Here is a 26,553-nt window from a genome sequence, read left to right on the forward strand (position 1 = left end):
TCAGCTCTACTCTCTACCACAATAAAACTTGCCAAGAATAGTACTTTGCAACACAAAGTAGACGATAGAGTCGTCGAGAACACCATTCTGGTCGCCAGGTTCGTACGGTGGTTCCGATCGATCGCCGTGACTGCTGGCTACTCTGGATTACAGCTCCCGAAACTCCTTCGTTGCCTGCTCACGCTAGCGCTCTCGCTCGAGTCCGTACTCGTCGAGTACGGAACGACGGGTTCGAGGGGTTACTCGGCGCTGGCCGACTCGCCGCGCCCTTCGCGCCAATCCTCGATCTCCTCGTCGTCGGCGTCGTCGATGCGTTCCTCGTAGTAGGCCATCGGGTGGGGGATCTGCTCGCAGAGGTCGTCCTTGTTCACGCAGTCGCCGTAGGATTGCATCGTCGCACAGGAGGGCGGCGAGTACTCCGTCGGCGACGTCTCGCCGCGGATGTGGTCGGTCTGGTAGCGGGTCATCTCCTCGCCGAACGAGGAGTTCACGCGGTAGAGGTCGACGATCTCGTCGGTCGTCATCCCGATGCTCGCTAGGAAGGCAGTGATGGCGAAGCGGGAGTGGTGCGGGAGGTGTTCGCCCTTCTGGATCCGGTCCAGCAACGCCTTCATGCAGGGCGGGAACAGCTCGGGGACGACGGTGTCGATCTCGCGGGTGAGTTCGAGGTCCGCGAGCACGTCCCGGATCTCGGCGGCCTCGGCCTCGAGTTCGTCGGCGATGGCTCCGGGTACCTCGAAGGGGAGGCCGTCCTCGATCCGGGAGCGGATGGCCTCGCGCAGGAGGGTGTGGAGTTCCTCCTCGTCGACGGGCACCGCGCCGTCGGTCAGCGCGCGGTTGACGAGTCGCCACTCGTCGCCCCAGAGGTCCTCGGCCAGCGGCAGGTAGGTGCCGACGTCGATCCGGAACGCGTCGTCGCCGCGGCGTTCGATCGCGGTCTCGAGGTCGAACTCCCGGAGGAGATCCGACAGGTCCAGGCCCGTCGACTCGACGCTTTTCAGTTCGGTCGTCGACTCGAGGTCCTCGACGAACCGGTCGTGGGCCGTCGCGGCCTCGGCGCGGGCGTACTTCCGGACGAGGACCTGCTCGTCGACCATCGAGACGAGCACCCGCGCGACGGGATAGGAGAGCAACTCGGTGCGGGTCTCGTGTGCTGGTTCGCCCGTCCGCCCTTCCTCGAGCGCGGTAATCACGCGTTGTGTCGCGCGTTCGACGACCGCCGGATCCCGCTGGACGACGGTCCCGAGGTCGACTGCCTCGTTCGCGACGGACTCGCGGGCCGCCTCGAGAAACGGGTACCGGGCGTGCAGTCGCTGCATCGGTAAGACGATATTACCGCGGCGGGATAAACGCGCTGGTTACTCACTGTCGAACTAATACTGCATTACTCGAGCGAGAGGATCGAATTTAAGCGGATCCGACACGTCCGTTGGGGTATGCCACGGGCGACGCGGGACGGCGTGTCGATCTACTACGAACGCGACGACGGGGAGGGAACGCCGGTCGTCTTCGTCCAGGGACTGAGCTTCGGTCGGTGGATGTGGCGCTGGCAACGCGAGGCCGTCGCCGGCGAGTACGGCGTGATCGCCCCCGACAATCGGGGGACAGGCCGCTCCGAGGCCGGCTTGCCGCCGCTCGTTTCCCGCCTTCCCAGGAAGCTACGAGCACCGATCATCCTCAAACTCGCCGGGTATACGATCGCGGGGCTGGCGGCCGACCTCGAGGCCGTCCTCGACGACGCGGGCGTCCGGTCGGCCCACATCGTCGGCGCGAGCATGGGCGGGATGATCGCCCAGCAGTACGCCGTCGACTACGACCGCGCCGAGACGCTGTCGCTGCTGTGTACCACCCACGGGGGTCCCGAGTCGCTTCCGGTCCCCGAGGAGACGCAGGAGCGGATGTTCGACGTACCGAGCGGGGCCAGCGAGCGCGAGACGATTCGACACCGGATGCGACCGGCGTTCAACGACCGGTTCACCAACCGGAACCCGCATCTCATGGACCGGATCATCGAGTGGCGACTCGAGCAGGACGCCGACGACCCGGCCCGCGAGGCCCAGGCCGCGGCCGTCCTCGAGTTCGACCTGCACGACCGCCTGCACGAGATCCGCGTCCCGACGCTCGTCCTCCACGGGACGAACGACCGCGTCGTCCCCGTCGAGAACGGCCGCCAACTCGACGAGCGACTGCCGAACGCTCGCCTCGAGTTGATCGAGGGCGGCTCCCACTGCTTCTTCATCGAGGACGCCGAGCGGGTCAACGAGGAGTTACTGGCGTTTCTCGAGGACCACGCGTAACCAGCGGGACGTGTTCGGGCGGCGAGTTCCCTCGTGAGGCTCTCGGCCAGCGAGCAGCGACGGCGCACAGCGCACGTACCTGGCGCTCGAGCCCGAGGTCGCGCCCACGTTCGTCGCGAGCTGACAGTGTTTGTTCCTCATAATTGATCGGCTAGTTTTATGCAGTGGTTTGTGGATTGCTACCATGCATGTCACTACGGCGACGAACGGTGCTCAGGGGTATCGGTGCGGGAACAGCCACGACGGTCGGGCTGAGCGGGACCGGCGGTGCGAGGACCGGAAGCGACGAGGATCCGGACTGTTCCGTCCTCGGCGGTCTCCTCGGCGGGACGGGGTCGTTCTCGACCCGGGAGGTGACCGTCGAGTCCGTCGACGGGACCGAACTCGCGGCGACGGTGTACGAACCCGACGCGGACGGGCCGCATCCGGCCATGCTCGTGACTCACGGCTGGGGGATGAGCAAGGAGTTCATGCGGTGCTACGCGGCCATGTACGCCGAGCGCGAGTACGTCGTCCTCGCGTACGACTCCCGCGGGTTCGGCGGCTCCGGCGGCGAGGTCGGAGTCAACGGGCCGAACGAGATCCAGGACGCCCGGCGGTTACTCGACTGGCTGGCCGACCACGACGACGTCATCGCCGAGGGGGACGATCCCCGGGTCGGGATGGACGGCGCTTCGTACGGCGGCGGCATCCAGTTACTCACTGCGGCCGAAGACGACCGCGTCGACGCCATCGTACCCCGGATCGCCTGGAACGACCTCGCGGCCTCGTTGATGCCCGACGGCACGATCAAGTCCGGCTGGCTCACAGTGCTGGTCGGTGCCGGATCGGTCTCCTCGCGGCTCACGGGCAACCACGGCGAGGGCGTCGACCCCCGGCTTACGGAGTGGTACGTCGAGTCGCTGCGGGACAACGTCGCGCCGCCGGCGGCGCTCGAGTACTTCGCCGACCGGTCGCCCTCGTTCGCGGACCTCGAGACGCCGACGCTGGTGCTCTCGGGCTGGAAGGACACCCTGTTCCCGCCGAGCGAGGCGGTGGCGAACTACCGACAGGCGACGGAGGCGGGCGTCGACGCGCGGCTGGTCATGTACGACGGCGGCCACAACGCCGCCGAGATCGGGGTCGACGACGCCCAGCATCGGCGCGTCAACCGGGCGGCCATCGACTGGGTCGAACGCCACGTCCGCGGTGCGGACGTCGAGGTCGGACCGCCGATCTCGCTGTACGACGAACGAGCCGACGAGTGGCAGGACCACGAGTCGCTCGAGGCCGGCGTCGACCGCCGAACCCTCGCGCTCTCGGACGCCGACGGGGCCACCTCGAGCGTCGAACAGGGCCACCTCCGAGACGAGACGGCCCGCTACGAGGTCGCGTCGGACGGAGTCACGATCCGGGGAACGCCGGCGCTCTCGCTGTCGATCGAGGCCCACGACGCGCCGCTGATCTGTTTCGCCAGGCTCCACCACGTCGGCTGGTTCCGGGACGAACAAATCGACGATCAGGTGACGCCGTTCCGTCTCGAGGAGACGGGGAGCCACGACCTCGAGTTCGAACTCGAACCGCTCGTCAGAACGGTTCCGGACGGGGACGCGCTCGAACTCCGCATCGCGGCGAGCGATCCGTTCTACCGGGACGAACGCGGCTCGGCGACCGTCCGCGACGACGAGTCGACGCTGACGCTTCCAGTCGCCGGGGGGTCGCTCTGACTCGTCGGCTCGATCAGGCGCTCGCGCCCGCGCTCGGGGTCTCCGACCCGACGATCCGGATTCGCCCGTCGCTGCGGACGCTGACGTCGAAGCCGTCGTAGCTGAACCACAGTTCGTGAGTCCCGGCGTCGGTCCGTCGAGCGTGGGCGATCAGCGAGTCCAGCGCGTCGGGATCGACGGCCTCGTACAGCGGCGGGAGATCGACCGGCCGCGTGCCGGAGAGCGCGGCGACCGCCGTGATAACGCTCTCGCTCGCCGACTCACCGGCGTCCGGATCGAACGTCGTTACGTATTCGTCTTCCGCCGGGTCGAGATGGTCGTCTTCGGAGGGCATACGCGTTTCCTCGATCGGAGGTCGGTAGTTCCGATCCTGTCTATGTGCCGCGTTTAAGCCGGGTCTCGAGCGCAGTCGCTACTCGAACGCGGACGCAACGATCACGCGAAGAAATCGAACGGCCGCGAGCCGGGGACCGCCAGGCCTGGGGCGGCTATCGGCGACGCAGTACGAGGTGGGCGACGAGCAGTGCCGCGATCGCCGTCGTGGCACCGAAGCCCGGGATGGAGTCGCCACCGTCGGCTTCGGTCTCCTCGACGACAGTGATCGTTCCGGCACTGACGCCGGAGACGACGACCTCGTACCTGCCGGCCGCGTCGAACGCGTGCTCGAACGAGACGGGTTCGGTCTCGCCGCCCGCGACCGTCACGTCCCGTTCCGCGACGACGTCACCATCGACGAGCAACTCGACAGTCGACGTTCCGGTCGTCTCGCCGGTGTTCTCGACCGTCGCCGTCACCGCGACGCTCTCGCCGACCCCGACTTCGAACGCACCGAGGTCCGCGTTCCGGACCGTGAGTTCGGCCGGCGCGGGCTCGGAGACGGTCAGCGTCCCGACCTCGCGTTCGCCGACGGCAATCTCGTAGGTGCCGGGCGTCTCGAGGGTCAGGTGGACGGTCACGTCCTCGGTGGCCCCCTCGTCGATTCGAACCTGCCGTTCGGCCTCGACCTCGCCGTCGACGAGCACCGCGACGGTTTCGGTGCCCGGCGGCCCGGTGTTCTCGACGGTCGCCGTCACCGCGACGGACTGGCCGACGCGCACGTCGTCGCTCCCCAGTTCGCCGTCGATCACGTCGAACGAGGGCGGCTTCGGCGTCGGATCCGGAGCGGGACCCGGCCCCGGTCCGGAGGGTGCTCCGCCCCCACCCCCGCCATCGCTATCGGAACTGAGCGTCACCGACGCCTCGTCGTCGCCGGTCGAGACGGTCGCCTCGGTCGTCGTTTCGCCCTCGAGTTCGGTCGCGAACGAGACGCGAGTCGACTCGCCGGGCTCGAGTTGGACGCCCTCGACGGCGTCCTCGCGGTCGCCGTCGACGGCGAACTCGACGGTCCGCTCGCCGAAGCCGTCGCCGGTGTTCTCGACGTCGGCGACGACGGTCGCGGTGTCGTTCGGCGCGACGGACGCGTTGGATTCGTCCTCGTCGATCTCGACGGCGAAGTTCGCCGTGCCGACGTCCGTCGCGGAGAGGTCGACCTGTCGGAGGTCGCCGGACTCCCACTGGACGCTGGCCGGCTCGGTTTCGGCCGCCTCGCCGTTGACGAGGAACGTGACTTCGCCATCGTCCGACGAACCGGGAACCTCGAGTCGCTCGCCATCACGGACCGTTTCGCCGTACTTCCCCGGTTCTTCGACGAGTATCGTTCCGCGTCGTTCTCCGTCCACGACGGCGGACACAGTCGTTCCTTCGGGGGCCGGTTCGCCGTCGATCGTCACGTTGCCGTAGTACGCGGCGGGGACGTCCTCGTGTGCGAGTGCCGGAGCGGCGGCACCGACGGTGACCACGGAGAGTACCACCACCAGCGTGAACGTGATGACACTCACCAGGTTTCGGGTGTCGCTCACTCCGACCACCTCGCAGGGATCTGTTGGATCATTGATTGCGATCGTGGATGGGATTCGGATCAAGCGCCAGCGGACACTGTCCCGTCAGCGTCAGTCTCTCCACCCGGAGCCGATTCGCTCGGGTCGGTGACGGTAACCTCGATCGCCTCGCCGTCGTCGTCGGTGAAGACGCCGAGGTATTGCTCTCCGGGCTCGACGAACTCGCCAACGGTACCGCTGACGGTGACCTCGGTCGATTCACCCGCGTCGAGTTCGATACTCGTCGCGTCGATCTGCCACGTGGTGTCCGAGATTCGAGCCAGTTCGGGCACGAGACCGAATTCGGTCGAGACGATCTGCCAGGCGCTCCGGTTCCCTTCGTTCTCGATCGTATAGGTGGCCTTGACCGTATCGCCGATCTCGAGATCGGTCGCGTTCACGGAGAAGTCGGTCACGTTGAAGTAGACCTCGTCCTGGAGACTGACGTCGAGATCGCCGGTATCGGGACGGTCAGCGGTCGTCGCTTCGTACCCCTCGGCATCGACCGTGACGTGCTGGCCACTGTCGAACACCGCTGGGATCGAGAACTGTCCGCTCTCGTCGGTCACCGTACTCAGCGAAGTGCCCTCCACGGACACGTCTGCCCCTTCGACCGGTTCGTCAGTCACCGTACTGGTAACGGTGCCCTCGATCGGGTCGACGCCGTCCACGTTGAGGTGATCGTAGGCCTGCCCGAGCGTCATCCCCTCGTGGGTCGCCCCGGCCATCGTGGCGTCGTTCTCGAGGAAGACGAAGTAGCCGGCGAACGGATTGACGGTGGCGCTCGACTCGAGCGTCTCAACGCCCTCGTAGGTCCCTTCGGGCATCATCTCCGACTGCGGCTCGTCCTGTACTTGCTGGACGCGAAGGACCGCCTCGGTGCTGGCAAACGCCGTCTCGGGATCGTCGAACGTGGACGGAGCGACGAAGTTCCAGCCTTCGTCGACGGGTCGATCGACCGGCGTCGCGGTGTCGTCTGCACCGGGCGTTCCGGCGAAGCGAACGGTCAGCTCGGTCTCTTCTGCGGCACTCACGACGAGCGCGTCGAGTGCACTGACCTCGTGATCGCCGGTGACGGCGTCCCACTCGTTCGAATCGCCGTCGTACGCCCAGACGACGACGTTCGCTTCAGCCGGGACGACGTCGTCGACGGTACCGCCCTCGACCTCGGCCGGAAGCCCGATCGAGGCCGCCTCACCTGCGTCGACGGAGAAGGTGAACTCCGGCGTGGAACCGATCTCGAGATCCTGCTCGATCGCCGTCATGTTCTCGTCGACGGTTACCGTCTCCCGGACTGGCCCGTAGCTGCTGGACTCGGCGGTCACGTTCCACTGGCCGGGAGTGTTCGGCTCGAGGGTGTAGTTGCCGTCGCTATCGGTGACGGTCTCGAACTCCGAGAAGCCGTCGGTGGCCGTCACGGTGACGCCGCTGACCGGTTCGTCCGTGTCCGCGTCGGTCACGGTACCGGACAGCGATCCGACGACGAGCTCCGTTTCGAACAGTTGGTAGTCGACTTCGTCTCCGTCGTCGTCCATCAGGTACAGTTCCTGCGTAGCGGTGTCTCCACCCTGGAACGCGTACGTCCAGGGGGCCGGATCGTCGCCGAGACTCAGGCCGAAGTCCGTGGTTGTCTCGCCGCCGGCGGGAACGGTGAGGTCGTCAGTGAACGACCCGACGCCCTGGAGGGTCCACATCAGCGTTCCGTTCTGCGGTTCGTCGGCCGGGTTCGCGACCGTGATGTTCCCGGTTCGCATCTGATTGACGACCAGGTCCTCCTCGAGCACGTCGTGGTCGACGATCTCGAGCGATTCGAGGTCGGTCACTTCCTCGACGACGTCGGTCGGTCCGGTTTCGACCACCTCCGGATCGGAGTGCAGTCCCTCGAAGGTGTGCTCGAGGACGAGTTTCCCGTTCGCGCCGTCGTCGACGGTGACGTTGAGCGTCGTGTCTGCGGTCACCGGCTCTTCGAATCCGTGGGATTCGTCGAGAGGCAGTTCGGTTCCGTCGAACGCGACGGAGACGTTCTCCGCGGCGACCGTCGACTCCTCGGCGAGCGCGACGGTCAGGCTCTCGAGGTGTGCGACCTCGAGCGGCAGGCTGAACTCGCTGCCGGCTTCGATCTCGTCGGGTTGCTCGCCCGCGAACGCCAGCTCGAGTTCTCGCTGGACGCCGATGTCTACCGACGCCGAGTCGCCTTCCTCGACGGTTACCGTCGTAGCGTTGTCGGTGTAGCCGAAGGCGTCGGTCGCGGTGAGGTCGTACGCCCCCGCCGGGACCTCGAACGCGTAGCCGTCACCCGCGTACGTCGTTTCTCGGTCGGCCTGCTCGAGAGTGACGCGGGTCGGCTCCTCCACGACGTCTCCCTGATCGTCGACGACGTCGCCCGTGATCGTGGCCGACTGGTCGTCGATCGCCGCGGACGCGGCGTAGGCGTCGACGATGCCGTATCCGTATCGCGCGTCGCGAACGTCGTCGTCGAACAGCTTCGCCACCTGCTCGCCCGACACCGTTCCCGCGTCGGTTCGAACGCTGGCGCTGATGTCTTCCGGGTACGGTTTCGTGGCCGTCTCCTCGAGAACGGACTTGATCTCGGTCGGCTCGAGGCTCTCGTCCTGTGCCCGCAACAGGGCGACGACGCCGGACACGTGCGGTGCTGCCATGCTGGTTCCGCTGTACGCGTCGCTGTACTGGCCGTTCGGGACGCTACTCAAGACGTCGACGCCGGGTGCGGAGACGTCGGGCGTGACGTAGTTCTCGGGCCAGGTGTCGGGAGCGATGAACCCCCAGTCCTCGGCGGTGTCGACTTTAGCACCCGTCGAGAAGTCGGCGATCTGACGGTCGACGTCGCTCGCCCCGACGGCGGTCGAGTTGTAGACGTTCGCGGGCGTGCCTTCGGCGGTGGGGCCGTCGTTCCCGGTCGACGTCACGACGATCGTCTCCGCTTCTTCCGCGTTCTGGATCACGTCGATGTAGATGCCGGCGTAGCCGCCACCCCCGAGACTCATGTTGACGACGTCGACGTCTTCCTCGACTGCCCACTCGATACCGGCGACGATCTGAGCCAGCGTTCCGCCGTCGTCGAGGACCTTCCCGGCGTACAGTTCGGCCTCGGGTGCGACGCCGATGTTGATTCCGGAGTCGTCGCCGCCGAGTACCGTTCCGGCGACGTGAGTCCCGTGACCATCGAAGTCGACCGGTTCGCTGCCTTCCATCAGGTCGCCGTGCTCGTCGAACCGAGCCCAGTTGTTCTCCGCGTCGAAGTCGTCGAACTCCTGATGGTCGGCGTCCAGACCGGTGTCGAGGACGGCGACCGACGTCCCCTCGCCTTTCGTACCGTACTCGTCCCAGACCTTCGGCGCGTTGATCTGCTCGAGGCCATACGTCGTGAGGCCGTACTGGCTGTCGGCAGCCGCCGATGCCGCGGTCTCACCGCCGGAGGCCGATTCGGGTTCGACTCGCTCGACCTCGTAGTTGGGGTGCAGTTCCGTCACACCGTCGATTCGCGTGAGGTCCTCAAGATGGTCGGCGTCGACCTCGACTAACGCGGCGTTGATAATCCAGAACTCGTTGACGATCTCCATGTCGTCGCCCAGTTCCTCGGCGTAGAACTCGAGTTGCGACTGGGTGATCTCGGCTTCCTGTTTCAGTGCCGTCTGCGAATCGGTCGTCGGCTGGACGTCCCCGGTCGCCTGGGTGTACGTCTCCGACTCGGCAGCGTCCATCCGGACGAATACCTCGACGACGTCCGTCTGGGCTGTCGCCTGTTCGAGCTCCGACTCAACGTGAACGTCCGTTCCGGACTGCGTCTCCAGTTCGTCGACTGTGAAATCCTGTACGTCCGTCCCCCCATTTGCACCCGCCGTTCCCCCTGCGGCGAGAGCGACCGACGAGGTCGCAATCAACAGCGCAACTGTAACGACGAGTGCCTTTGTTAGGTACTGACTGTCTCTCATTAATACTGACAGTCCAACTGTACTATTATTCTCTAATAAAGATACCTCAAGCAGAAATACGTGATCAACTGATACTAGCGTATTGAATATTATTATGTGTATTATCGTTAATTCGAACGCTCAGTTGCCGGAGACGCCGCTCACCCTGGTGTGATCTGGACGCACGTATCACTCGGTAGAACTGCCAGTATCCGCCACAACGGAACGAAACGGTACGACGAAAAGAGTCGGCTTCCGTCCGGTTCGGAGGGGACCGAAACGAACTATCGATCAGTCGCTCTGGATGCGCGGCGCGAGCATGTAGGTGACCTGGCCCTGTCCCTCGGCGAAGCCGAAGTAGATCTTGACGGGGAACTCCTCGCCGAGCGCCAGCGTCACCTCGGCGTCGCCGGGGATCGCCTTGTTCATGTCCTTCAGGTAATCCAGCGAGAACAGCGAGTGAGCGGGGCCGACCTGCAGGTCGATCAGGTCTTCCTGGGTGAGTTCGAGGTGGACGTCGTCGGTGTCCCCCTCCGCGTCGACGTAGAAGTACTCGTCGCCCTCCTCGACGCCGAGCGCGATGTGATCGGAGACCATGTCCGCGGCCGTCACGGAGCGGTTGACGTCCTTGCCCTCGAGGACGACTTCCGCGGGGAGATCGAGGTCCGGAATGTCCGGCTCCTGGCGGATGGAGTCTGGGTCGATCAGCGCGAGCGTGTACTCGAGCCCGTCGATCTGGATGTGCAGTTTGCGGGTCTCCTCGTCGAGTTCGAGCTGGATGAGCTGGCCGGATTCGGCCATGCCGGCGATGTCCTCGAGTCGGGTGAGGTCGACGCCGATCGTCCCGCCGTCGGCCTCGTAGGATTCGAACGCGGCCGCGTCGAGCGAGAGATCGACCATCCCGACGTTGGCGGGGTCGACGGCCCGAATTTCCAGTCCCTCGGGCTCGAGGTGGATCTTGCACTCGTCGACCAGCACGCTCACCGAATCGAGCGCACTGGTGAGCGTTTCCGCGCTCACGATGGCCTTGAACATATGCGTTCCCGTACGGACGGTCGGCTTAAAAAGCCACCCTTTACGGCCGACGCGAGGGGGGAAGGGATCGCTTACACCCCGCCGATCCGATTCCGTTGCCGGTCCGGTCCCGATGTTGTTCAGTCGTCCGCCCCCGATGCTGCTCAGTCGTCCGCGATGCCGATCAGTATTCGTCGCGCAATCGGATCTCCTCGTCGGTAATCTCGCCGATCGCGTCGTTGCGAAGCGGGTACTCGCTCTGAGCGTCTGGTCCCCAGCCCAGTCGACTTTTGAGTTCGCCGCCGATCTCCTGGTTCGGCTCGACGTAGGCCGTCCCCTCCTCGTCGTTGACGTCGATCACGACGCCGATCTCGTCGCCGTTGCTGTCGATCACGCGCTTGCCGCCGTCTTCGGTGCCGATCTCCTGGCTCATAGTCGGCCGTCCACGCTTCGAGGGGATAACTGCCGGCCCGGAGTTCGCAACCGACGGCGCGCCGGTCGCTCAACAGCCGGCGCGTTCCGCCGAGAAAGAGCCGGCTACGATTCGATTTTCGCCACGATCTCGCGGGCCTGTTCCTCGGCCTTCTCCTCGCCGACGGTCTTCGGGAGCAGGACGCTGGTCACCTCCCAGTCGTCCTCGCCCTCGAGTTTGCCGGTTCGGACCTCGCTGCCCGCGGAAACCGATTCGGCCGGGTTCTCCGCCCAGTCGGGCGTTCGAATCTCGTCGTACCGGTCGGGGTCCCGGAACCGGACGTGGATGTAATCGTCCTCCGATTCTACCGCGTGGACGTCTGGTGCGTCCGCCATACGCGCCCTCCGGCGGCCGGGCGCGTAACTGACGACCTTGAATACGCCCGGTAGCGGACTCGATTGCCGCCGTCACCGTGTGGAGACGCGGCGTGCGTACGCAGGGAAAGGTTGGTTCCTGGGCCGGATGGAGTACCCGCTATGAGCGACGCGGACGACGCGGCGACCGACTGGACGTTCGAGGAGGTTTTCGCCGACGCGCTCGAGGCGGTGCCCGACGAGCACCGCGATCCCGAGCGGTTCGTCCCCGGCGTCGGGCCGCTGTCGGCGGACGCGATGCTCGTCGGCGAGGCTCCGGGCGAGCAGGAGGTGAACCAGGGCGAACCGTTCGTCGGGCAGGCTGGCCACCAACTCGATCGCGCGCTCGAGGCGATCGGCTACGACCGGCGCGACCTCTACGTCACCAACCTGGTCAAGGTGCGCCCGCCGGAAAACCGCGATCCCCGGGTTGCGGAGATCGAGGCCTGGCGGCCGGTGCTCGAGGCCGAACTCGAGCGGGTCGACCCCGCCGTCCTCGTCCCGCTGGGAAGTTTCGCGGCGCAGGAACTGCTCGAGGCCGACGAGACGATCACCGACCTGCACGGGCGGAAAATTTCGTCCGATGGGCGTACGATCGTCCCCTGTTTCCACCCCGCGGCGGCGCTGTACGACCGGAGCAAGGTCGCGACGATCGAAGCGGACCTCGAGACGGCGCTCGAGTTGGCTTGACGGGGGCGCGCGGTGACCGCCGTCGGTAGCCTGGGGGTTCGGACCCTGGGGTGGGTTGTCGACGACGACCTCGTATCGCAACTACTAAACCCTATTTAGGCAGACCTAAACCCATATGGACGGTTCGCACGCGGCGGGGAGTCGGAACGCGCCTCGGGAGCGCGAGCAGTGGTTGACGGGGACGCTTGCGATGTTCTGTCTGGCGAGTACGGCGATCACCCTCGCCGCCGGATTCGTCCAGATCAGTTTCGGTTCCTACTCGATGTCGTTTGCCGAGGCCTGGCGAGCACTCGCCGATCCGGAGATCGTCTTCGACGCGGACGTCTGGCGGGCGTTCGCGTTCGATACCGACCTGCCGGAGATGGATACTCCAAATCTCGTCGTCTGGACCATCCGACTGCCGCGGGTGTTCGTCGCGATCATCGCCGGGGCCACCCTGGCCGTCTCGGGTGCGATCTTCCAGGCGGTGACGCGGAACGAACTCGCGAGCCCGTTCGTCCTCGGGGTGAGTTCCGGGGCCGGATTCGTCGTGCTGGCGACGCTGGTCGTCTTCAGCGGCTTCGCGCAGTTGCTGCCGCTGTTCGCCGCCCTGGGTGGCTCGATCGCGTTCCTGATCGTCTACCTCATCGCCTGGAAAGGCGGGACCAGCCCGGTGCGCCTCGTGCTCGCCGGCGTCATCGTCAACATGGTCTTCCAGTCGCTCCAGCAGGGGCTGTTCTTCTTCACCGACGACGTCGGCGTCGTCCAGACGGCCATCGCGTGGCTGACGGGGTCGCTGACGGGCACCGGCTGGGACGAGGTCCGGATCGCAATTTTGCCCGCCGTCTTCGCCATCGTTCTCGCCCTCGCCGGCGCACGGCAACTCAACGTCCTGATGCTCGGCGAGGACACCGCGCAGGCGCTCGGAATGCACGTCGAACGCACCCGATTCCTGCTCTCGAGCGTCGCCATTCTCGCCGCGAGTACCGCTATCGCCGTCGCCGGCATCGTCAGCTTCTTCGGACTCGTGGTGCCCCACATCGTCCGCAACGTCGTCGGCAGCGACTACCGACAGCTGATGATCGGCTGTCTGTTCGCCGGACCGGCGCTGATGGTCGCTGCAGACGTCGGTGCCCGGCTGGCGATCGAGGGAACCCAGATGCCCGTCGGCATCGTCACCGGACTGCTCGGCGGCCCCTACTTCCTCTACCTGATGCGCAAGCAACACACCATGGGTGAGCTCTGATGTCACGACAGAACCAACCCTCCGAGACCGATCCACGGATCGATGCCGAAACACGGGCCACCGACGCCGACGGCGTCGCCGTCGAGAGCGCACTCGTCGGCGACAGCCTCGAGGTCGGCTATCCGACGACCGACGAGCCGGTCGTCGAGTGCGAACGCATCGACCTGCCCAAGTCCGAGATCACCGCGCTCGTGGGTCCGAACGGCAGCGGAAAGAGTACGCTGTTGAAGTCGCTGTCGAAACACCTGGAACCCGACGCGGGCACGGTGATGCTCGACGGCCGGTCCGTCGACTCGTTCGACCGCAAGGAGTTCGCGCGCAACGTGGGCGTGCTGATGCAGGAGACCGATTCCCTCGGGAGCATCAGCGTCGAGGACCTCGTCTATCACGGCCGCTATCCCTACCGGGGGATGTTCGAGGGCGTCTCCGCGACGGACCGGGAGGCCGTCGAGCGGGCGATCGAACTCGCCGGCATCGAACACCTGCGCGACGCGGAACTCGGCCAACTGAGTGGCGGCCAGAAGCAGTTGGCCTGGATCGCGATGGTGCTGGCCCAGGACACCGACGTCCTGTTGCTCGACGAACCGACGACGTTCCTCGACGTCCACCACCAGTTCCGCGTGCTCGAGACGATCCGCGAACTCAACGAGCGCGAGGGTATCACCGTCGCCGTGGTGTTACACGACATCTCACAGGCCGTACGCTTTGCCGACTACCTGGTGGCGATGCGCGACGGCGAACTGTACGACTGGGGGCCGCCGGAGGAGGTCGTCACCGAAGAGCTACTCGCGGACGTCTTCGGTATCGAGGCGACCGTCATTCAGGACCCCGAACTCCAGGTGTTGCCGAAACGGTCACTGCCGAAGGATCGGACGTAATCGTCGTCGACGTTTCGGAACGCTTTTGTGTTTTTAGGCTGGCCTAAACATATGGTCACGGATCCGAACTACACGCGGCGAACACTCCTGCGAACCGGCGCTGTCGTCGCCGGCACCGGGGTACTCGCCGGCTGTACGAGCGAGGAAGGTAACGGCGACGGCAACGGCGACGGCGACGAAACCACCGGGAACGGTACCGGCGACGGGAACGGAAACGGAAACGGCGACGACGACACGACCGACGAAGACACCGACGGAAACGGGGACGACGCTGGCGGACACACGGCGTCGATCGAGCCGGTCGGTACTGTCGAGTTCGACGCGGTCCCGGAGACGTGGGTCGCCGACAACGGCACCTGGGCCGACATGGGGGTCGCGCTCGGCCAGGACCCGCCCGAGGGCCTCTGGCTGACCGGCCGGTACCACACCCAGTACTACGACGAGATTCCCGGCCTCGAGGTCAGCAGGGACGGGATGATCGACCTCTACGACGACGGGGTCGACCTCGAGAACTTCTACGAGATCGACGCCGACGTCCACGTCATGGACCCGAACTTCATGGAGAACCGCTACTCGGACACCATCGACGAGGACGACATCGACGCCATCGAGAACCTCGGTCCGATCTTCGGCAGCACGATCTTCTCGCGGGACTACCAGTGGCGCGGCGAATACGAGTACTACACGCTGTACGAGGCGTTCGAACGGCTCGCGGACGTCTTCCAGGAGCAAGCGCGTTACGATGCGTTCGAGTCCCTTCACGACGAGTTCCAGTCACGGCTCGCGGAGCACGTCTCCGGCGAGGAACCCGAAGTCGGAGTCCTGTGGCCGATGGAAGACGACGAGTTCCTGCCGTACTCGATCGACGAGGGGACCAGTTTCAAGCACCTGAACGACCTCGGCGTCGACGACGCGATCGCGGCCGCGAACATCTCGGACTTCCACGACTCCCGGGGTCGAATCGACTACGAGGACGTCCTCGAGATCGATCCCGACGTCCTCCTCCTCCGGGGCCACGAGCACCTTACGACGACGGAGTTCGAGGAGACGGTGCTGGCCGACCTGAAAAACCACAACATCGCCAGCAACCTCACCGCCGTCCAGAACGACGACGTCTACCAGGCCGGCCCGCTCCACCAGGGGCCGATCATCAACCTCGTCGTGACCGAACGGACCGCCCAGCAGCTCTACGACGTCGACGAGCAGTTGTTCGATCGTGAGCGCGTCGGCGAAATCGTCACCGGCGACCTGTAGATCCCGACGTCCACGCAACCGCGTTCGGTTTTGGCACGTCCCGATCGATCGGGCTGGGAGTGCAGGCACGAAGGGCTTCCCACGACCGGGGTAACCCACTGGTATGGGTACGTTCACCCCGGACGACATCGGCAAGACCGTCGAGAGCGACGCGGGAGACGCGCTCGGTGCGGTCGTCGAGGTCGACGACGAAACCGCGTACGTCGATCCCGATCCCGGCGTCACCGACTCGATCAAGGCCGCACTCGACTGGGACGGCAGCCTCGAGACGACCGTCCTGGTCACCGACGACGCGGTCGCCGAGATCACGACCGACGCGATCCGGCTCGAGGCCGAGTTCCCCGAGGAGAGTCTCATCGGCGGTGACGCCGCGGAGGCCGAGTCGGGAACCGAGCGAGCGGATCGGCCCGACGAGTCCGACCGGCAGGATATCGGCCACGATCCGGGGGACCCGATCGCCTCGAACCCGACGGAGGCGGGCGGAGACGCGACCGGAGCCGGTGCCGGCACCGAAGCCGACGCGTCGGAGTCGATGATGGAAGACGACGAGTTCTACGACGCCCAGGAGGGCGGCGCTCGCGTCGATCCCGACGACGAGATGGCGTCGCCCGCGGAGGAGCCGCCGGACGTGGATCCCGACGAACTCGACGAGGTCGAAGACGAGGCGAGCCGAGAACTCGAGGTCGATCCGAGCGAAGTGACCGACGGGGACCCCGAAGCCGAACTCTCCCCTCGAGAAGACGTGGCGAACAGAGAGGGGGCCGACGTGCCTGCGGTGGACCGCGAGTCGTCGGGACCGACGACCGAAGACGCGGGCGCGATCGACGCCGAGATGCCCACCGAATCCGAAGCCGGTCCGGACGTCGAGGACGACGAGGAGCCGGAGGGCGAGGAGCACGACCTGGACGAAGGGCGGTAGCGAGGCACGTCCTGCGTTCGTTCGTCGGCCTACGAGTCGGAGCGAATCGTCAGGATCCCGTCGTTGACCGTAACCTCGGTCGCCTCCTCCGGAACGTCGAACTCGTACTGTTCGCCGTCGACGACGACGATCGCCGTCTCCTCGAGGCGGTCGAGCGAGGGTTTGTCGCCCGTCTGGCCGAAGTCGACGGCGATGACGTGTTCGTCCGCGTAGTCGCGTTCCGTGATCGTGACCGCGTCCGTCTCGTTGGCGACGGCTTCCAGCTGCGGTGGCGGTTCCATGGTCGGTCGATCCGTTGGGACCGCTGTCCGTAAGCGCCGTGCAGGAAACTGCACCGTGAAGCGACTGTGGGGAACCGGACCCAACGCCGGTCGACTCCCATCCAACGAGCCTTTCCCGTTCGGCCACCTCACTGTCCGTATGAACGGACGTACGTGCCCGATTCGGGGCAGCAACGCGTCGCCATCCGCGGTGAGAGTACCATGACGGGACGCGACATGTACTACAACAAGGCCAAGCAGGAGGGCTACCGTTCTCGAGCGGCCTACAAGCTCAAACAGCTGGACGACCTCGAGAACGTCCTCGAGCGCGGCGACACCGTCGTCGACCTCGGCGCGGCCCCCGGCGGCTGGCTGCAGGTCGCCGCCGAGGAGGTCGGACCCGAGGGGACCGTCATCGGGGTCGACCTCCAGCGGATCAAGCCGTTCGACGACGAGGAACTGAACGAGCACGTCGAGACGATTCGGGGCGACATGACCGAGGAGAAGACGCGCGAACGGGTCGTCGACGCCGCCGACGGGACGGTCGACGCCGTAGTGTCGGACATGGCACCCAACATGAGCGGCGAGTACTCGCTCGATCAGGCCCGATCGCTGCACCTCGCGCGCCAGGCGTTCGAGACCGCGCTCGAGTTGCTCGACACCGGCGGCGACTTCGTGGTGAAGGTCTTCGAGGGGCCGGACGTCGACGACTTCCGCGCGGAGGTCGACGAGGAGTTCCGCTACGTTCGAGCGACCAGTCCCGACGCGTCGCGCGACGAATCCTCCGAGATCTACTTCGTCGGCAAGGACCACATCACGGCCCCCGTCCGCCCGGGGGACGAACTCGAGGTCGAGATCGTCGACGTCGGCAGCGAGGGCGACGGCATCGCGAGCGTCGACGGCTACCGGTTGTTCGTCCCCGCGACGGAGGCAGGCGAGGTCGTCGAGGTCCGCGTCGACGATGTCAAGCCGAACTTCGGGTTCGCACAGCGACTCGATCGGAACTAGCCGTTACTCCTCGGCGTCCTCGAGGCGGTCGTGACGGGCGTCGATCTCGTCCAGGAGGTCCAGCGTTTTCCGGACCGACGCCCGGATCGCGTCGCTGCGGTTGACGAACTTCCCGTCGTCGCCGACGTGCTCGTCGAGATCGTCCAGCAGTTCCTGCGGGATTTCGACGCTGATCTTTGGCATGTAGTCGTCGTTCGAAGCCCCGGGTCTTAAGCCCCGGTACGTGTTGCAGCGGTTGGACCGCGGCTCGAGGCCGTATCGGCTATGCACTACTCGGCTCCAACCGGCTGTGTCAACCTCGAGCGTGCCGATCGTTCGGGAATCAGTCCCCGGTCGCGTCCGCCTCGGGGTCGGGTTCGGGAGCGGTGGTGCCGCCACCACCGCCGAAGAGCCGTCCGCCGGCGGTAAGGATGTAGAGGACAGCGAGGCCGAGCAGGTAGGTCAGCGCGATCGGAATCGCCACGAGAAACATCGTGAGGATGCCATTCGGGCTGGCGAAGGCGGCGACCGCGAAGATGGCGACGACGACGGGCCGCCAGCGCTCGAGCATCGTCCGGTAGTGGACGATGCCGCCGACGTGGAACAGCGCCATCGTGACGATCAGGTTCAGCAGGAAGCCGACGCCGATGGTCGTGTAGATCACGAGCCACGAGAAGCTGTTGATCCGGTAGGTGACCTCCATTCCGTTGACGAGGGCGTCGGTGATGAGATAGGAGATGACCGTCGGCGCGATCCAGTAGAAGCCGACGAACAGGCCCAGCGCGAACCCGGCGAAGAGCGCGAGTCCCCAGACGAGGAAGACCCGCGAGTCGCCGCTGACGAGGCCGCGTTCCCTGGCGGCCGGCCACGACCAGTACAGCACCATCGGCAGGATGGCGATGATCCCGAGGATGGTGCTCACCTTCACCATGAAGATCAACACCTCGACGGGGTGTAAGGCGATGACCAGCCCGAGATCGCTGATCAGGTCCGCCGATATCTCCTGACCCTGGATCGACTCCTCGGTGACCTCGTCCAGGACTTCCGTCGGCACCCGATCGATGAACTGCACGAGGACGTAGCCGAACCCGCCCTGGTACAGCGCGAGGAAGGTCCCGCCCAGCACCGCCATGAAGACGCCCACGATGTAGATGGTCTTCGACGTGAGGCTGTCGACGATGAAGGCGAGGTCGTAGGCGTAGCCGCCGATGTCCTCCTCGGTCGTCTCCTCTTCCGTGAACGGATCGAGCATCCCCGCGGCCGTGCTGGCGAAGACGCTCTCGTCTTCGTCGGCCGCTCCCTCGGCTGGCGCGCCGCCGGCGTCGCTGCCCCCGACGTCGGCGCTTTCATCGGCGTTTTCGGCCCGCTCCTCGAGGGTGTCGAACCGGTCGAGGATCGCCTGGGCTTTCTCCCGGTTGTCGTCGTACATCGCCTGCCGGGAGTACTCGAGGGCCTGTTCTTCCTCCATCGCGAGGAACACCGGCGCGGGAATCTCCTCGATGTCGTCGGCGGCCAGCGTCTCGAAGTCGACGTCGTCGGGCGTCTCCGCCGAACGGAGGTCGTCTTCCCGCGGGTAGACCGGCGACTGGAGGATCTGTAGCGTGTAGACGAGCAGGGCGACGACGGCCACGACGAGGGCAACGATCAGGCCGACGGCGACGTCACCGAGGAGGCCGTACTCGGTCGCGATGGCCTGCAGGCTGCTCGGGTCCGGCCGCGCGTAGTCGGGAAACAGCGGGAAGACCGACTCCTCGAGCCGGTCGAAGCCGTCCTGGTTGACGAACGCGGCCGTCCCGAGGGCGACGACGACGATACCGCCGACGAACTGCAGAACCCGGCGTTTGACGAGTTTGCTGCCCGTATCGAGTTCGGCGGCACCGCGGCGTCGCATGTTGGTGACGACCTTCGCGAGCCCGAGACTGAAGACGTAGAGGGCGACCAGCGGCAGGGCCCACATCAGCAGCGTGAACGGGTCCGGCGGGGAGAACATCGCGCCGAAGACGGTGATGACGACGATGGCGTGTCGCCACTTGTCGCGGAAGGTCTCGTAGGAGACGATTTCGGTGTACGCGAGCACGCTCATCGCCAGCGGCAACTGGGCGGCGAGCCCGAACGAGATGGTCAACAGGACGATGAACTCGGTGAACTCGGTGATCCCCCAGCTCGGGTTCACCCCGGCCTCGTAGGCGACGGCCCCGAGGAACTCGAACGCGAAGGGGAAGAAGATCACGTACGCGTAGAGTAGTCCCAGCACGAACAGCGTCGCGGAGGCGAACCCGAACCCGATCTTGTACCGCGTCGAGATCGGGACGACGGAGTCGACGCCGCGTCGGCGCAACGCGCCGCGGGAGAAGTAGACGAGCGCCGGAATCGCGAGGATGATCCCCATCAAGACGCCGATCTTCGCCTGTAACAGGATGACTTCGAACGGCGTTCGCGTAATGATGGTGGTCGCGTCGGCGAGGTCGCCGTCCATATTCGTCTTGGCCGTCGCCTCGAGGAAGTCCCAGATGTAGACCCGTAGCGCGTAGAAGGTACCGACGAAGCCCAGCGTGAAGACGATAAACACCTTCTGGAGGTGATCCTGGGCGGTCGAGAACATCGCGCCGAGGGTTTCCCGCCCGGAGTTGATCGCTCGAGCGGTGTCCTCGTCGACGGCAGAACTCATTGACTGGTTGTGGTTATCCCATATCCGGTTATCAACCTTTCGTGTCCGCTACAAACGCCGCACATCGCGCGCTCGAGGGAAAAGACCGGTTCGAACCGACTCGCGGTAGCGGACCAGGGGGGCGACGCGACGGGGGCTGACCGACGGGAGCCAACGTGTCGTATTCTACTGCGGTCAGCTCCGACTGACGGTCGCCTCGAACCCCGTACCCGGAATCTCGCCCGATCGACCGGGTGTTCTCACCCCTCTCGTTCGATGCGCGTAAGAAAAAGGCCTATAACTGGCGGCCTATCTATATCGCGTTAGATGTCGGACGAGTCGGCGCCGGACGAGGGTCCATCGGACCCCGAGGAGGCGGGCGAACCCGAGGAGTCGACGGTCTCGGCCGCCGACTCGAGCGACGCCGACGGTGACGCGGAGCCCGCGGACGAAGGAACCGACGGGGCGGAGGCGGACGAACCGGCGGACGACGGGACTGATGCCGACGAGGCTGCGGAGGCGGACGAGCCGGAGATCGACAGGCCGCCGGCGCTGCGCGATCAGCCCGTCGAGACCGACGGCGAGGGCGTCGTCGGCGGCGGCCACGGCTCCGAGGAGACGTCGCCGGAGTACCCCGACCCCGACGAGGACGTCGGGGGCATCTCGACGCCGCCGGACGACGAGGAGATGCCGCTGGCCGATCACATCGAGGAGATGATCCTCCGGCTGGCGGTCGTCCTGCTGTTCGGCGCAGCCGGGACCGCCATCGGCCTGCTGTGGGCGATGGAAGCGATCGATTTCATCTGGCACGACGTCGTCCCCTACATGGAGGTGGAGGGCCGGATCCCGCCGCCGCACGTCTACCACCCGCTCGAGCCGTGGCTGACCCGGATCAAGGTCGCCGCCCTGCTCGGGATCATGGTCGCGCTCCCGACCTTCGTCTACGAGTGTTACAAGTTCATGAAGCCGGGGCTGTACCCCCACGAACGCAAGTACTACCTCGCGGCGGTCCCGACGAGCGTCGTCCTCGCGGGGATCGGGATGCTCTTCTCGTACTTCCTCGTGCTGCCGGCGCTGTTCTACTACTTCACGTACTACGCCGACGGTAGCGCGGGCATCGCGTACGCGCTCGGCGATACGTTCGACCTCGTCATCACGCTGACCGCTTTCCTCGCCATCGTCTTCCAGATTCCGCTGTTCATCATGCTCGCGATCATGATGGGCGTGACGACCCGCCGCTGGCTCGCCGCGAAGCGACTGTACTTCTGGGCGGCGTTCCTCGGCCTGTCCTTCATGTTCACGATGGACCCGACGATGATGGCACCCATCCTCGTCGCGATCACGATGATCCTGCTGTTCGAGGGGACGCTGGCGATCCTCAAGTGGGTCGGCCGGGAGTAGCCCCCTCGAGCGACGCTCTTCCTCGAACCAGTCTCCTACTTCCGTCGGTGGGATTTCGGAGCCGGTGCTATCGTGGACAGCCGTCCGTTCGATCGCCCACGTGCGACGACTTTACGGCATTATATTGTTAGTATTCCCTCGGATATCGTCGGGACCTGTGCTTTCACACCTGAAAACTTCCTATATGAAAACGATCAACGTTTAGTGTCCTCATATGTTCTCAATACCCGTGACTCAGTGAACTATGGGCCTGGAATTCTCTGGAGTGGTGTCCGATCGTAAAACGGGTTCGAACCGATCCCGACGGCCCGGGAGGTGGCTCCCGTGACCGACTCCGTTCCGACGACGTGTATGCGGTGTGCGGTCGGCTGCGGGCACGTCCAGCGGCCGGTCGAACGGGGCTACGGCCTCGACGTCGTCCGCGGTGACGCCGCGCATCCGGTCAACAACGGCCTCGCCTGCCAGCGCGGCATCCGCGAGACCGCGGCTCCCGACGGCGAGTGGTTGGCCCGCCCGCTCGTGCGCCGCGACGGCGACCTCGTGCCGACGACCTGGGAGACCGCCCTCGAGCGTGCCGCCGAGGGCCTCTCCGCGGCCCTCGAGAGCGGCGACGGCGGCGACGGCGTCGCCGTACTGGGTAGCGGCCAGCAAACGAACGAGGCCGCCTACGCGCTGGGGAAACTCGCCCGGGGCGGCTTCGGCACCCGCTACTACGACGCCAACACGACGCTGTGTATGGCCTCGGCCGTCACCGCGTACTACGACGCCTTCGGCAGCGACGCACCGCCGCCGACCTACGACGACGTCCCCGAGGCCGAGACCCACCTCGTCTGGGGGGCCAATCCGGCCGCGGCCCACCCCGTCCTGTTCCGGTGGATCACCCAGTCGGCCGACGAGGACGATTCCGAACTGCTCGTGGTCGACCCCATCGAGAGCGAGACCGCCGAGGTCGCCGACCACCACGTCCCCCTCGAGCCGGGCGGGGACCTCGCGCTCGCTCGAGCGGTACTCGCCCGGGTCGTCGAGACCGACCGGGTCGACGAGTCGTTCGTCGCCGAGGCAACGACGGGCTTCGCGGAGCTGCGCGCCGAACTGCCCGACGCCGCGGCGGCCGCCGACCGCGCCGGCGTCTCGATGGCGGACGTCGACCGACTCGCGGCCGCGTTCGGGGACCCGACGCTGCTCTACTGGGGGATGGGGATCAACCAGAGCGTCAACGGGACCGCCGCCGCGGGCGCGCTGATCGACCTCTGCCTGGCGACGGGGAACCTCCGACCCGGTTCGGGGCCGTTCTCGCTGACGGGACAGGCCAACTCGATGGGGACGCGCGTCTGTTCCTCGAAGGGCACCTGGCCGGGGCACCGGCCGTTTACCGATCCTGCCCACCGCGAGACGGTCGCCGAAGCGTGGGACGTGCCCGAGTCTCGGCTTCCCGAAAATTCCGGCCCCGGGCCGGTCGGGATCGTCGACGCGATCGACGACGAGGTCGACGCCGTCTACGCGGTCGCCACCAATCCCGTCGCCGGAATGCCCGATGCGACCCGGGTCCGGGACCGGCTCGCGGACGCCTTCCTCGTGGTGCAGGACGCCTTCCGCAGCGAGACCGTCGACCTCGCCGACGTCGTGTTGCCGGCGGCGACCTGGGGCGAATCCGAGGGGACGACGATCAACATGGAACGGACCGTCTCGCGGGTGCGAGCGGCGACCGAGACCCCCACGGGCGTCAGGACCGACCTCGAGTTGATCCGCCACCTGGCCGACCGCACCGTTCCGGGGCTGTTCGACTCGCCGCTCGAGCCGGCGGCCGTCTTCGACGAACTCGCGGCGCTGACGGCCGGGACGCCCGCGGATCTCTCGGGGATCAGCTACGACCGCCTCGAGGCCGAGCGCGCGGTTCGCTGGCCGGCCCCGTCGGCCGACGTCGCGGCCGGCTATCGGTACTACGAGGGGCCGGAGGGGCGCGACGACGCGCCTGCATACGAGGGTGCCTCGGATCCCGCGGAGTCGTGGTCGTTCTACACGCCGTCCGGACGGGCGCAGTTCTCGAGCGCCGACGCCCAGCCGGTGCCCGAGCCGACCGACGAGGCGTATCCCCTGACGTTGACGACCGCACGTCGGCCCGACGCCTACAACACCGGGGTCCGAACCCGGGACGACGAACCGCCGGTCGCCCGGGTCAGTCCGGCGACGGCCGTCGCGCTCGCGAACGACATCGACGGGATCCCGGAGGACGACGCGGACGTCAGGGGGCGGGTCGTCTCGCGACGGGCGTCGGTCGAGGTCCGGATCGAGACCGACGACGCGATCCCGGACGGCGTCGTCTGGCTCCCGATTCACCACCCCGTGGTCAACGAACTGACCCTCCCCGACGTCGACCCGCGGTCGAAGGAGCCCCACTACAAGCAGTGTGCCGTCCGCCTCGCGGCACCCCGCGAGTCCGACGCGGAGGCGATCTCCGAAGCGAGCGCCTGATCGGCCGGCGTCGCCTCGGCTCCGCCGATCCTGCTCCGTTACGGTTCTGCCCATCCGTTCCGCCGCCGGCCGCTCGTCTCCTGTGGCGGTGACCGCCCGCTCGCGGACCCGTTCCTTCGAACATACAGCCTAGTACAGATTATATTCCGTTGTACATTCGACGCACAATCCTAAAACACGGGGGTAATAGGACATACGTAAACGGTCAGCATTATATGGTTTAGGAGCATGCGATTGTACTGTGAATCGCGCAATGTTCGGAGTGGAATTCCGCAAATCCCGCGCGGATCGTTCGGTCGGAGACGGGGTGGTCGGCTGATGGTGCACAAGAAAGAAGAGCAGAAGGCCGACTGCTACGGCGACGAGGTTCGCGAGCACATCGAGGAGTTCGCCGCGAACGGCGGCTTCGAGGCCATTCCCGACGACGAGGTCGACACGTGGACCACCCGCTTCAAGTTCTGGGGCGTGTTCCAGCAACGGTCCGGCCAGGAGGAGTACTTCATGATGCGGCTGACCAACGCCAGCGGCATCCTCGAGCCGGGCCAGCTTCGCCGGATCGGCGAGGTCGCCAAGGAGTACGCGAAGGGACCCGTCGAGAATCCCGAGTTCGGCAACGGCTGGATCGATCTGACGACCCGCCAGTCGATCCAGCTCCACTGGCTAAAACTCGAGGACGTCCCCGAGATCTGGGAGCAACTCGAGGAAGTCGGCGTCCACTCGCGCTCGGCGGGCGGCGACACCATGCGTAACATCTCGGGCTGTCCGCTCCACGGGAAGGCCGAGGAGTTCGTCGAGTCCGGTCCGCTGCTCGAGCGCTTCGAGGAGGAGCTGCGCGGGGACGACGCCCTCGCGAACATGCCCCGGAAGTTCAACATCAGCGTCTCCGGTTGCCGGGTCGGCTGCGCGCAGGATTCGATCAACGACATCGGCTTCGAGCCGGCGGTCAAGGAGATCGAGGGCGAGGAGGTCAGAGGCTTCAACGTGCGCATCGGTGGCGGCCTCGGCGGCCGCAAGCCGCGTGCGGCGACGCCGCTGGACGTCTTCGTTCGCCCGGAGAACGCCTACGAGGTCGGTCGCGGCTTCGTCGAACTCTACCACGACTACGGCAACCGCGAGAACCGCTCGAAGAACCGGGCTCGCTTCTTCGCCGAGGACTGGGGCATGGCGAAGATCCGCGAGACGCTCCAGGAGGAGTACGTCGACTTCGAACTGCACACCGCCGGCGAGGACCTCCGCGAGGAGTACACCTACAACGCCGGCCGACCCCGCGACGAGGGACCCCACGACCACGTCGGCGTCGGCGACCAGAAGGGAGCGGGCATGAAGTACGTCGGCCTGAGCGTTCCCGTCGGCCGCCTGCCGGCGGAGGACGCCATCGAACTGGCCGATCTGGCCGACGAGTACGGCTCCGGCGAGATCCGGCTGACCCGCCGGCAGAACCCCGTCATCGTCGACGTGCCCGAGGAGGCGGTCGACGACCTGCTCGAGGAACCGTTACTCTCCGAGTATCCGCCCGAACCCAGCACGTTCGAACGCGGCGCGATGGCCTGTACCGGGACCGAGTTCTGCTCGATCGCGCTGACCGAGACGAAAGCGCGGATGGCCCGCATGCTGCGCTGGCTGAACGCGAACGTCGACCTGCCCGACGACGTCGGGAAGATCAAGATGCACTACTCCGGCTGTACGGCCGACTGCGGCCAGGCGATGACCGCCGACATCGGCCTGCAGGGCATGCGCGCCCGCAAGGACGGCGAGATGGTCGAAGCGTTCGACATCGGCGTCGGCGGTGGCGTCGGCGAGGAGCCGTCGTTCGTCGAGTGGATCCAGCAGCGCGTGCCGGCCGACGAAGCCCCCGGCGCGATCCGCAACCTGCTCGAGGCCTACGCGGCTCACCGTACGGAGGGCCAGACGTTCCGCCAGTGGGTCGAGGCGACGGGCGAGGAACAGTTGATCGAGTTCTGCGAGCCGGAGGAGACGGACTTCGAAGCGCCGTACATGGACGACGCCAAGCAATCCTGGTATCCCTTCGCCGAGAGCGAGTCGGCCGCGGCGGCGATCGGCGACGGCTCCGCCGCGCCGTCCGACGACTGATCGCCGTCGAGACGGTCTCGTCCGGTGGTCGGCCGACGA

Annotated in this window: 21 protein-coding genes; 11 read left to right on the forward strand and 10 right to left on the reverse strand. The window is 66.4% G+C overall.

Features of this window, described 5'->3' with window-relative positions; genetic code table 11:
• Positions 1-239: 239 nt before the first annotated feature.
• Positions 240-1,319 (reverse strand): DNA primase regulatory subunit PriL, encoded by a 1,080-nt coding sequence (gene priL, locus TX79_RS17735; protein ID WP_049928978.1) that lies wholly within the window; start codon positions 1,317-1,319, stop codon positions 240-242.
• A 117-nt stretch (positions 1,320-1,436) separates the two neighbouring features.
• Between priL and TX79_RS17740 the strand changes: the two genes are divergently transcribed.
• Positions 1,437-2,297, forward strand: coding sequence for an alpha/beta fold hydrolase (locus TX79_RS17740; RefSeq protein ID WP_049928979.1), 861 nt, complete (start codon positions 1,437-1,439; stop codon positions 2,295-2,297).
• A 188-nt stretch (positions 2,298-2,485) separates the two neighbouring features.
• A complete protein-coding gene (locus TX79_RS17745; protein ID WP_049928980.1) occupies positions 2,486-4,003 on the forward strand; it encodes an alpha/beta hydrolase family protein in 1,518 nt (505 codons plus the stop codon).
• 13 nt (positions 4,004-4,016) lie between these two features.
• On the opposite strand, the gene TX79_RS17750 is transcribed toward TX79_RS17745, so the two are convergent.
• From TX79_RS17750 to TX79_RS17775, 6 genes are all read right to left on the reverse strand, one after another.
• A complete protein-coding gene (locus TX79_RS17750; RefSeq protein ID WP_049928981.1) occupies positions 4,017-4,337 on the reverse strand; it encodes a HalOD1 output domain-containing protein in 321 nt (106 codons plus the stop codon).
• 154 nt (positions 4,338-4,491) lie between these two features.
• On the reverse strand, positions 4,492-5,901 hold the full coding sequence (locus TX79_RS17755; RefSeq protein ID WP_154660585.1) for a CARDB domain-containing protein: 1,410 nt from the start codon (positions 5,899-5,901) through the stop codon (positions 4,492-4,494).
• Between the two features lie 59 nt (positions 5,902-5,960).
• Entirely contained in the window at positions 5,961-9,872 is a 3,912-nt protein-coding gene (locus TX79_RS17760; protein WP_081655639.1) for a S8 family serine peptidase, read from the reverse strand.
• Positions 9,873-10,142: 270 nt separating this feature from the next.
• The gene (locus TX79_RS17765; RefSeq protein WP_049928984.1) at positions 10,143-10,886 is read right to left on the reverse strand and encodes a DNA polymerase sliding clamp; all 744 of its coding nucleotides are present in this window, start codon (positions 10,884-10,886) and stop codon (positions 10,143-10,145) included.
• A 163-nt stretch (positions 10,887-11,049) separates the two neighbouring features.
• The gene (locus TX79_RS17770) at positions 11,050-11,298 is read right to left on the reverse strand and encodes a hypothetical protein (protein WP_049928985.1); all 249 of its coding nucleotides are present in this window, start codon (positions 11,296-11,298) and stop codon (positions 11,050-11,052) included.
• A 104-nt stretch (positions 11,299-11,402) separates the two neighbouring features.
• Positions 11,403-11,672: a hypothetical protein gene (locus TX79_RS17775; protein ID WP_049928986.1), complete on the reverse strand. Its 270-nt coding sequence runs from the start codon at positions 11,670-11,672 to the stop codon at positions 11,403-11,405.
• 141 nt (positions 11,673-11,813) lie between these two features.
• Here TX79_RS17775 and TX79_RS17780 point away from each other — a divergent pair, with 141 nt between their 5' ends.
• The 5 genes from TX79_RS17780 (at position 11,814) to TX79_RS17800 (ending at position 16,656) form a co-directional block, all read left to right on the forward strand.
• A complete protein-coding gene (locus tag TX79_RS17780; protein WP_049928987.1) occupies positions 11,814-12,380 on the forward strand; it encodes a uracil-DNA glycosylase in 567 nt (188 codons plus the stop codon).
• A gap of 115 nt (positions 12,381-12,495) precedes the next feature.
• Complete coding sequence (locus tag TX79_RS17785; RefSeq protein ID WP_049928988.1) at positions 12,496-13,605, forward strand: FecCD family ABC transporter permease; 1,110 nt, start codon at positions 12,496-12,498, stop codon at positions 13,603-13,605.
• On the forward strand, positions 13,605-14,483 hold the full coding sequence (locus TX79_RS17790; protein ID WP_049928989.1) for an ABC transporter ATP-binding protein: 879 nt from the start codon (positions 13,605-13,607) through the stop codon (positions 14,481-14,483). The genes TX79_RS17785 and TX79_RS17790 overlap by 1 nt, the downstream gene beginning before the upstream one ends.
• Positions 14,484-14,534: 51 nt before the next feature.
• On the forward strand, positions 14,535-15,737 hold the full coding sequence (locus TX79_RS17795) for an ABC transporter substrate-binding protein (protein WP_049928990.1): 1,203 nt from the start codon (positions 14,535-14,537) through the stop codon (positions 15,735-15,737).
• A gap of 103 nt (positions 15,738-15,840) precedes the next feature.
• A complete protein-coding gene (locus TX79_RS17800; protein ID WP_049928991.1) occupies positions 15,841-16,656 on the forward strand; it encodes a hypothetical protein in 816 nt (271 codons plus the stop codon).
• A 29-nt stretch (positions 16,657-16,685) separates the two neighbouring features.
• Here TX79_RS17800 and TX79_RS17805 read toward each other — a convergent pair whose 3' ends face one another.
• Complete coding sequence (locus tag TX79_RS17805; RefSeq protein ID WP_049928992.1) at positions 16,686-16,937, reverse strand: hypothetical protein; 252 nt, start codon at positions 16,935-16,937, stop codon at positions 16,686-16,688.
• Between the two features lie 201 nt (positions 16,938-17,138).
• Here TX79_RS17805 and TX79_RS17810 point away from each other — a divergent pair, with 201 nt between their 5' ends.
• Positions 17,139-17,924: a 23S rRNA (uridine(2552)-2'-O)-methyltransferase gene (locus tag TX79_RS17810; protein ID WP_049928993.1), complete on the forward strand. Its 786-nt coding sequence runs from the start codon at positions 17,139-17,141 to the stop codon at positions 17,922-17,924.
• Positions 17,925-17,927: 3 nt separating this feature from the next.
• On the opposite strand, the gene TX79_RS17815 is transcribed toward TX79_RS17810, so the two are convergent.
• Together TX79_RS17815 and TX79_RS17820 are read right to left on the reverse strand one after the other, a co-directional pair.
• Entirely contained in the window at positions 17,928-18,107 is a 180-nt protein-coding gene (locus tag TX79_RS17815; RefSeq protein ID WP_049928994.1) for a ribbon-helix-helix domain-containing protein, read from the reverse strand.
• 139 nt (positions 18,108-18,246) lie between these two features.
• Positions 18,247-20,571: a twin-arginine translocase subunit TatC gene (locus tag TX79_RS17820; RefSeq protein WP_049928995.1), complete on the reverse strand. Its 2,325-nt coding sequence runs from the start codon at positions 20,569-20,571 to the stop codon at positions 18,247-18,249.
• Positions 20,572-20,877: 306 nt separating this feature from the next.
• Between TX79_RS17820 and TX79_RS17825 the strand changes: the two genes are divergently transcribed.
• The 3 genes from TX79_RS17825 (at position 20,878) to TX79_RS17835 (ending at position 26,514) form a co-directional block, all read left to right on the forward strand.
• Positions 20,878-21,951 carry a twin-arginine translocase subunit TatC gene (locus tag TX79_RS17825; protein ID WP_049928996.1) on the forward strand — a complete coding sequence of 358 codons (1,074 nt, stop codon included), beginning with the start codon at positions 20,878-20,880 and terminating at the stop codon, positions 21,949-21,951.
• Between the two features lie 351 nt (positions 21,952-22,302).
• Positions 22,303-24,423 carry an assimilatory nitrate reductase NasA gene (nasA, locus tag TX79_RS17830; RefSeq protein WP_049929264.1) on the forward strand — a complete coding sequence of 707 codons (2,121 nt, stop codon included), beginning with the start codon at positions 22,303-22,305 and terminating at the stop codon, positions 24,421-24,423.
• Positions 24,424-24,741: 318 nt separating this feature from the next.
• Entirely contained in the window at positions 24,742-26,514 is a 1,773-nt protein-coding gene (locus tag TX79_RS17835) for a nitrite/sulfite reductase (protein ID WP_049928997.1), read from the forward strand.
• The last annotated feature ends 39 nt before the right edge of the window (positions 26,515-26,553 follow it).

It is taken from the genome of Halopiger goleimassiliensis, assembly GCF_000455345.1.
Taxonomy (GTDB): domain Archaea; phylum Halobacteriota; class Halobacteria; order Halobacteriales; family Natrialbaceae; genus Halopiger_A; species Halopiger_A goleimassiliensis.

Excerpts from the sequence above, each read along its gene's own strand:
- TX79_RS17750 (WP_049928981.1), bottom strand. The coding sequence starts at position 4,337 with ATGCCCTCCGAAGACGACCATCTCGACCCGGCGGAAGACGAATACGTA.
- TX79_RS17815 (WP_049928994.1), bottom strand. The coding sequence starts at position 18,107 with ATGCCAAAGATCAGCGTCGAAATCCCGCAGGAACTGCTGGACGATCTC.
- TX79_RS17800 (WP_049928991.1), top strand. The coding sequence starts at position 15,841 with ATGGGTACGTTCACCCCGGACGACATCGGCAAGACCGTCGAGAGCGAC.
- TX79_RS17825 (WP_049928996.1), top strand. The coding sequence starts at position 20,878 with ATGTCGGACGAGTCGGCGCCGGACGAGGGTCCATCGGACCCCGAGGAG.
- TX79_RS17820 (WP_049928995.1), bottom strand. The coding sequence starts at position 20,571 with ATGAGTTCTGCCGTCGACGAGGACACCGCTCGAGCGATCAACTCCGGG.
- priL (WP_049928978.1), bottom strand. The coding sequence starts at position 1,319 with ATGCAGCGACTGCACGCCCGGTACCCGTTTCTCGAGGCGGCCCGCGAG.
- TX79_RS17745 (WP_049928980.1), top strand. The coding sequence starts at position 2,486 with ATGTCACTACGGCGACGAACGGTGCTCAGGGGTATCGGTGCGGGAACA.
- TX79_RS17810 (WP_049928993.1), top strand. The coding sequence starts at position 17,139 with ATGACGGGACGCGACATGTACTACAACAAGGCCAAGCAGGAGGGCTAC.
- TX79_RS17805 (WP_049928992.1), bottom strand. The coding sequence starts at position 16,937 with ATGGAACCGCCACCGCAGCTGGAAGCCGTCGCCAACGAGACGGACGCG.
- TX79_RS17780 (WP_049928987.1), top strand. The coding sequence starts at position 11,814 with ATGAGCGACGCGGACGACGCGGCGACCGACTGGACGTTCGAGGAGGTT.
- nasA (WP_049929264.1), top strand. The coding sequence starts at position 22,303 with ATGCGGTGTGCGGTCGGCTGCGGGCACGTCCAGCGGCCGGTCGAACGG.
- TX79_RS17765 (WP_049928984.1), bottom strand. The coding sequence starts at position 10,886 with ATGTTCAAGGCCATCGTGAGCGCGGAAACGCTCACCAGTGCGCTCGAT.
- TX79_RS17770 (WP_049928985.1), bottom strand. The coding sequence starts at position 11,298 with ATGAGCCAGGAGATCGGCACCGAAGACGGCGGCAAGCGCGTGATCGAC.
- TX79_RS17740 (WP_049928979.1), top strand. The coding sequence starts at position 1,437 with ATGCCACGGGCGACGCGGGACGGCGTGTCGATCTACTACGAACGCGAC.
- TX79_RS17835 (WP_049928997.1), top strand. The coding sequence starts at position 24,742 with ATGGTGCACAAGAAAGAAGAGCAGAAGGCCGACTGCTACGGCGACGAG.
- TX79_RS17785 (WP_049928988.1), top strand. The coding sequence starts at position 12,496 with ATGGACGGTTCGCACGCGGCGGGGAGTCGGAACGCGCCTCGGGAGCGC.
- TX79_RS17775 (WP_049928986.1), bottom strand. The coding sequence starts at position 11,672 with ATGGCGGACGCACCAGACGTCCACGCGGTAGAATCGGAGGACGATTAC.
- TX79_RS17795 (WP_049928990.1), top strand. The coding sequence starts at position 14,535 with ATGGTCACGGATCCGAACTACACGCGGCGAACACTCCTGCGAACCGGC.
- TX79_RS17760 (WP_081655639.1), bottom strand. The coding sequence starts at position 9,872 with ATGAGAGACAGTCAGTACCTAACAAAGGCACTCGTCGTTACAGTTGCG.
- TX79_RS17790 (WP_049928989.1), top strand. The coding sequence starts at position 13,605 with ATGTCACGACAGAACCAACCCTCCGAGACCGATCCACGGATCGATGCC.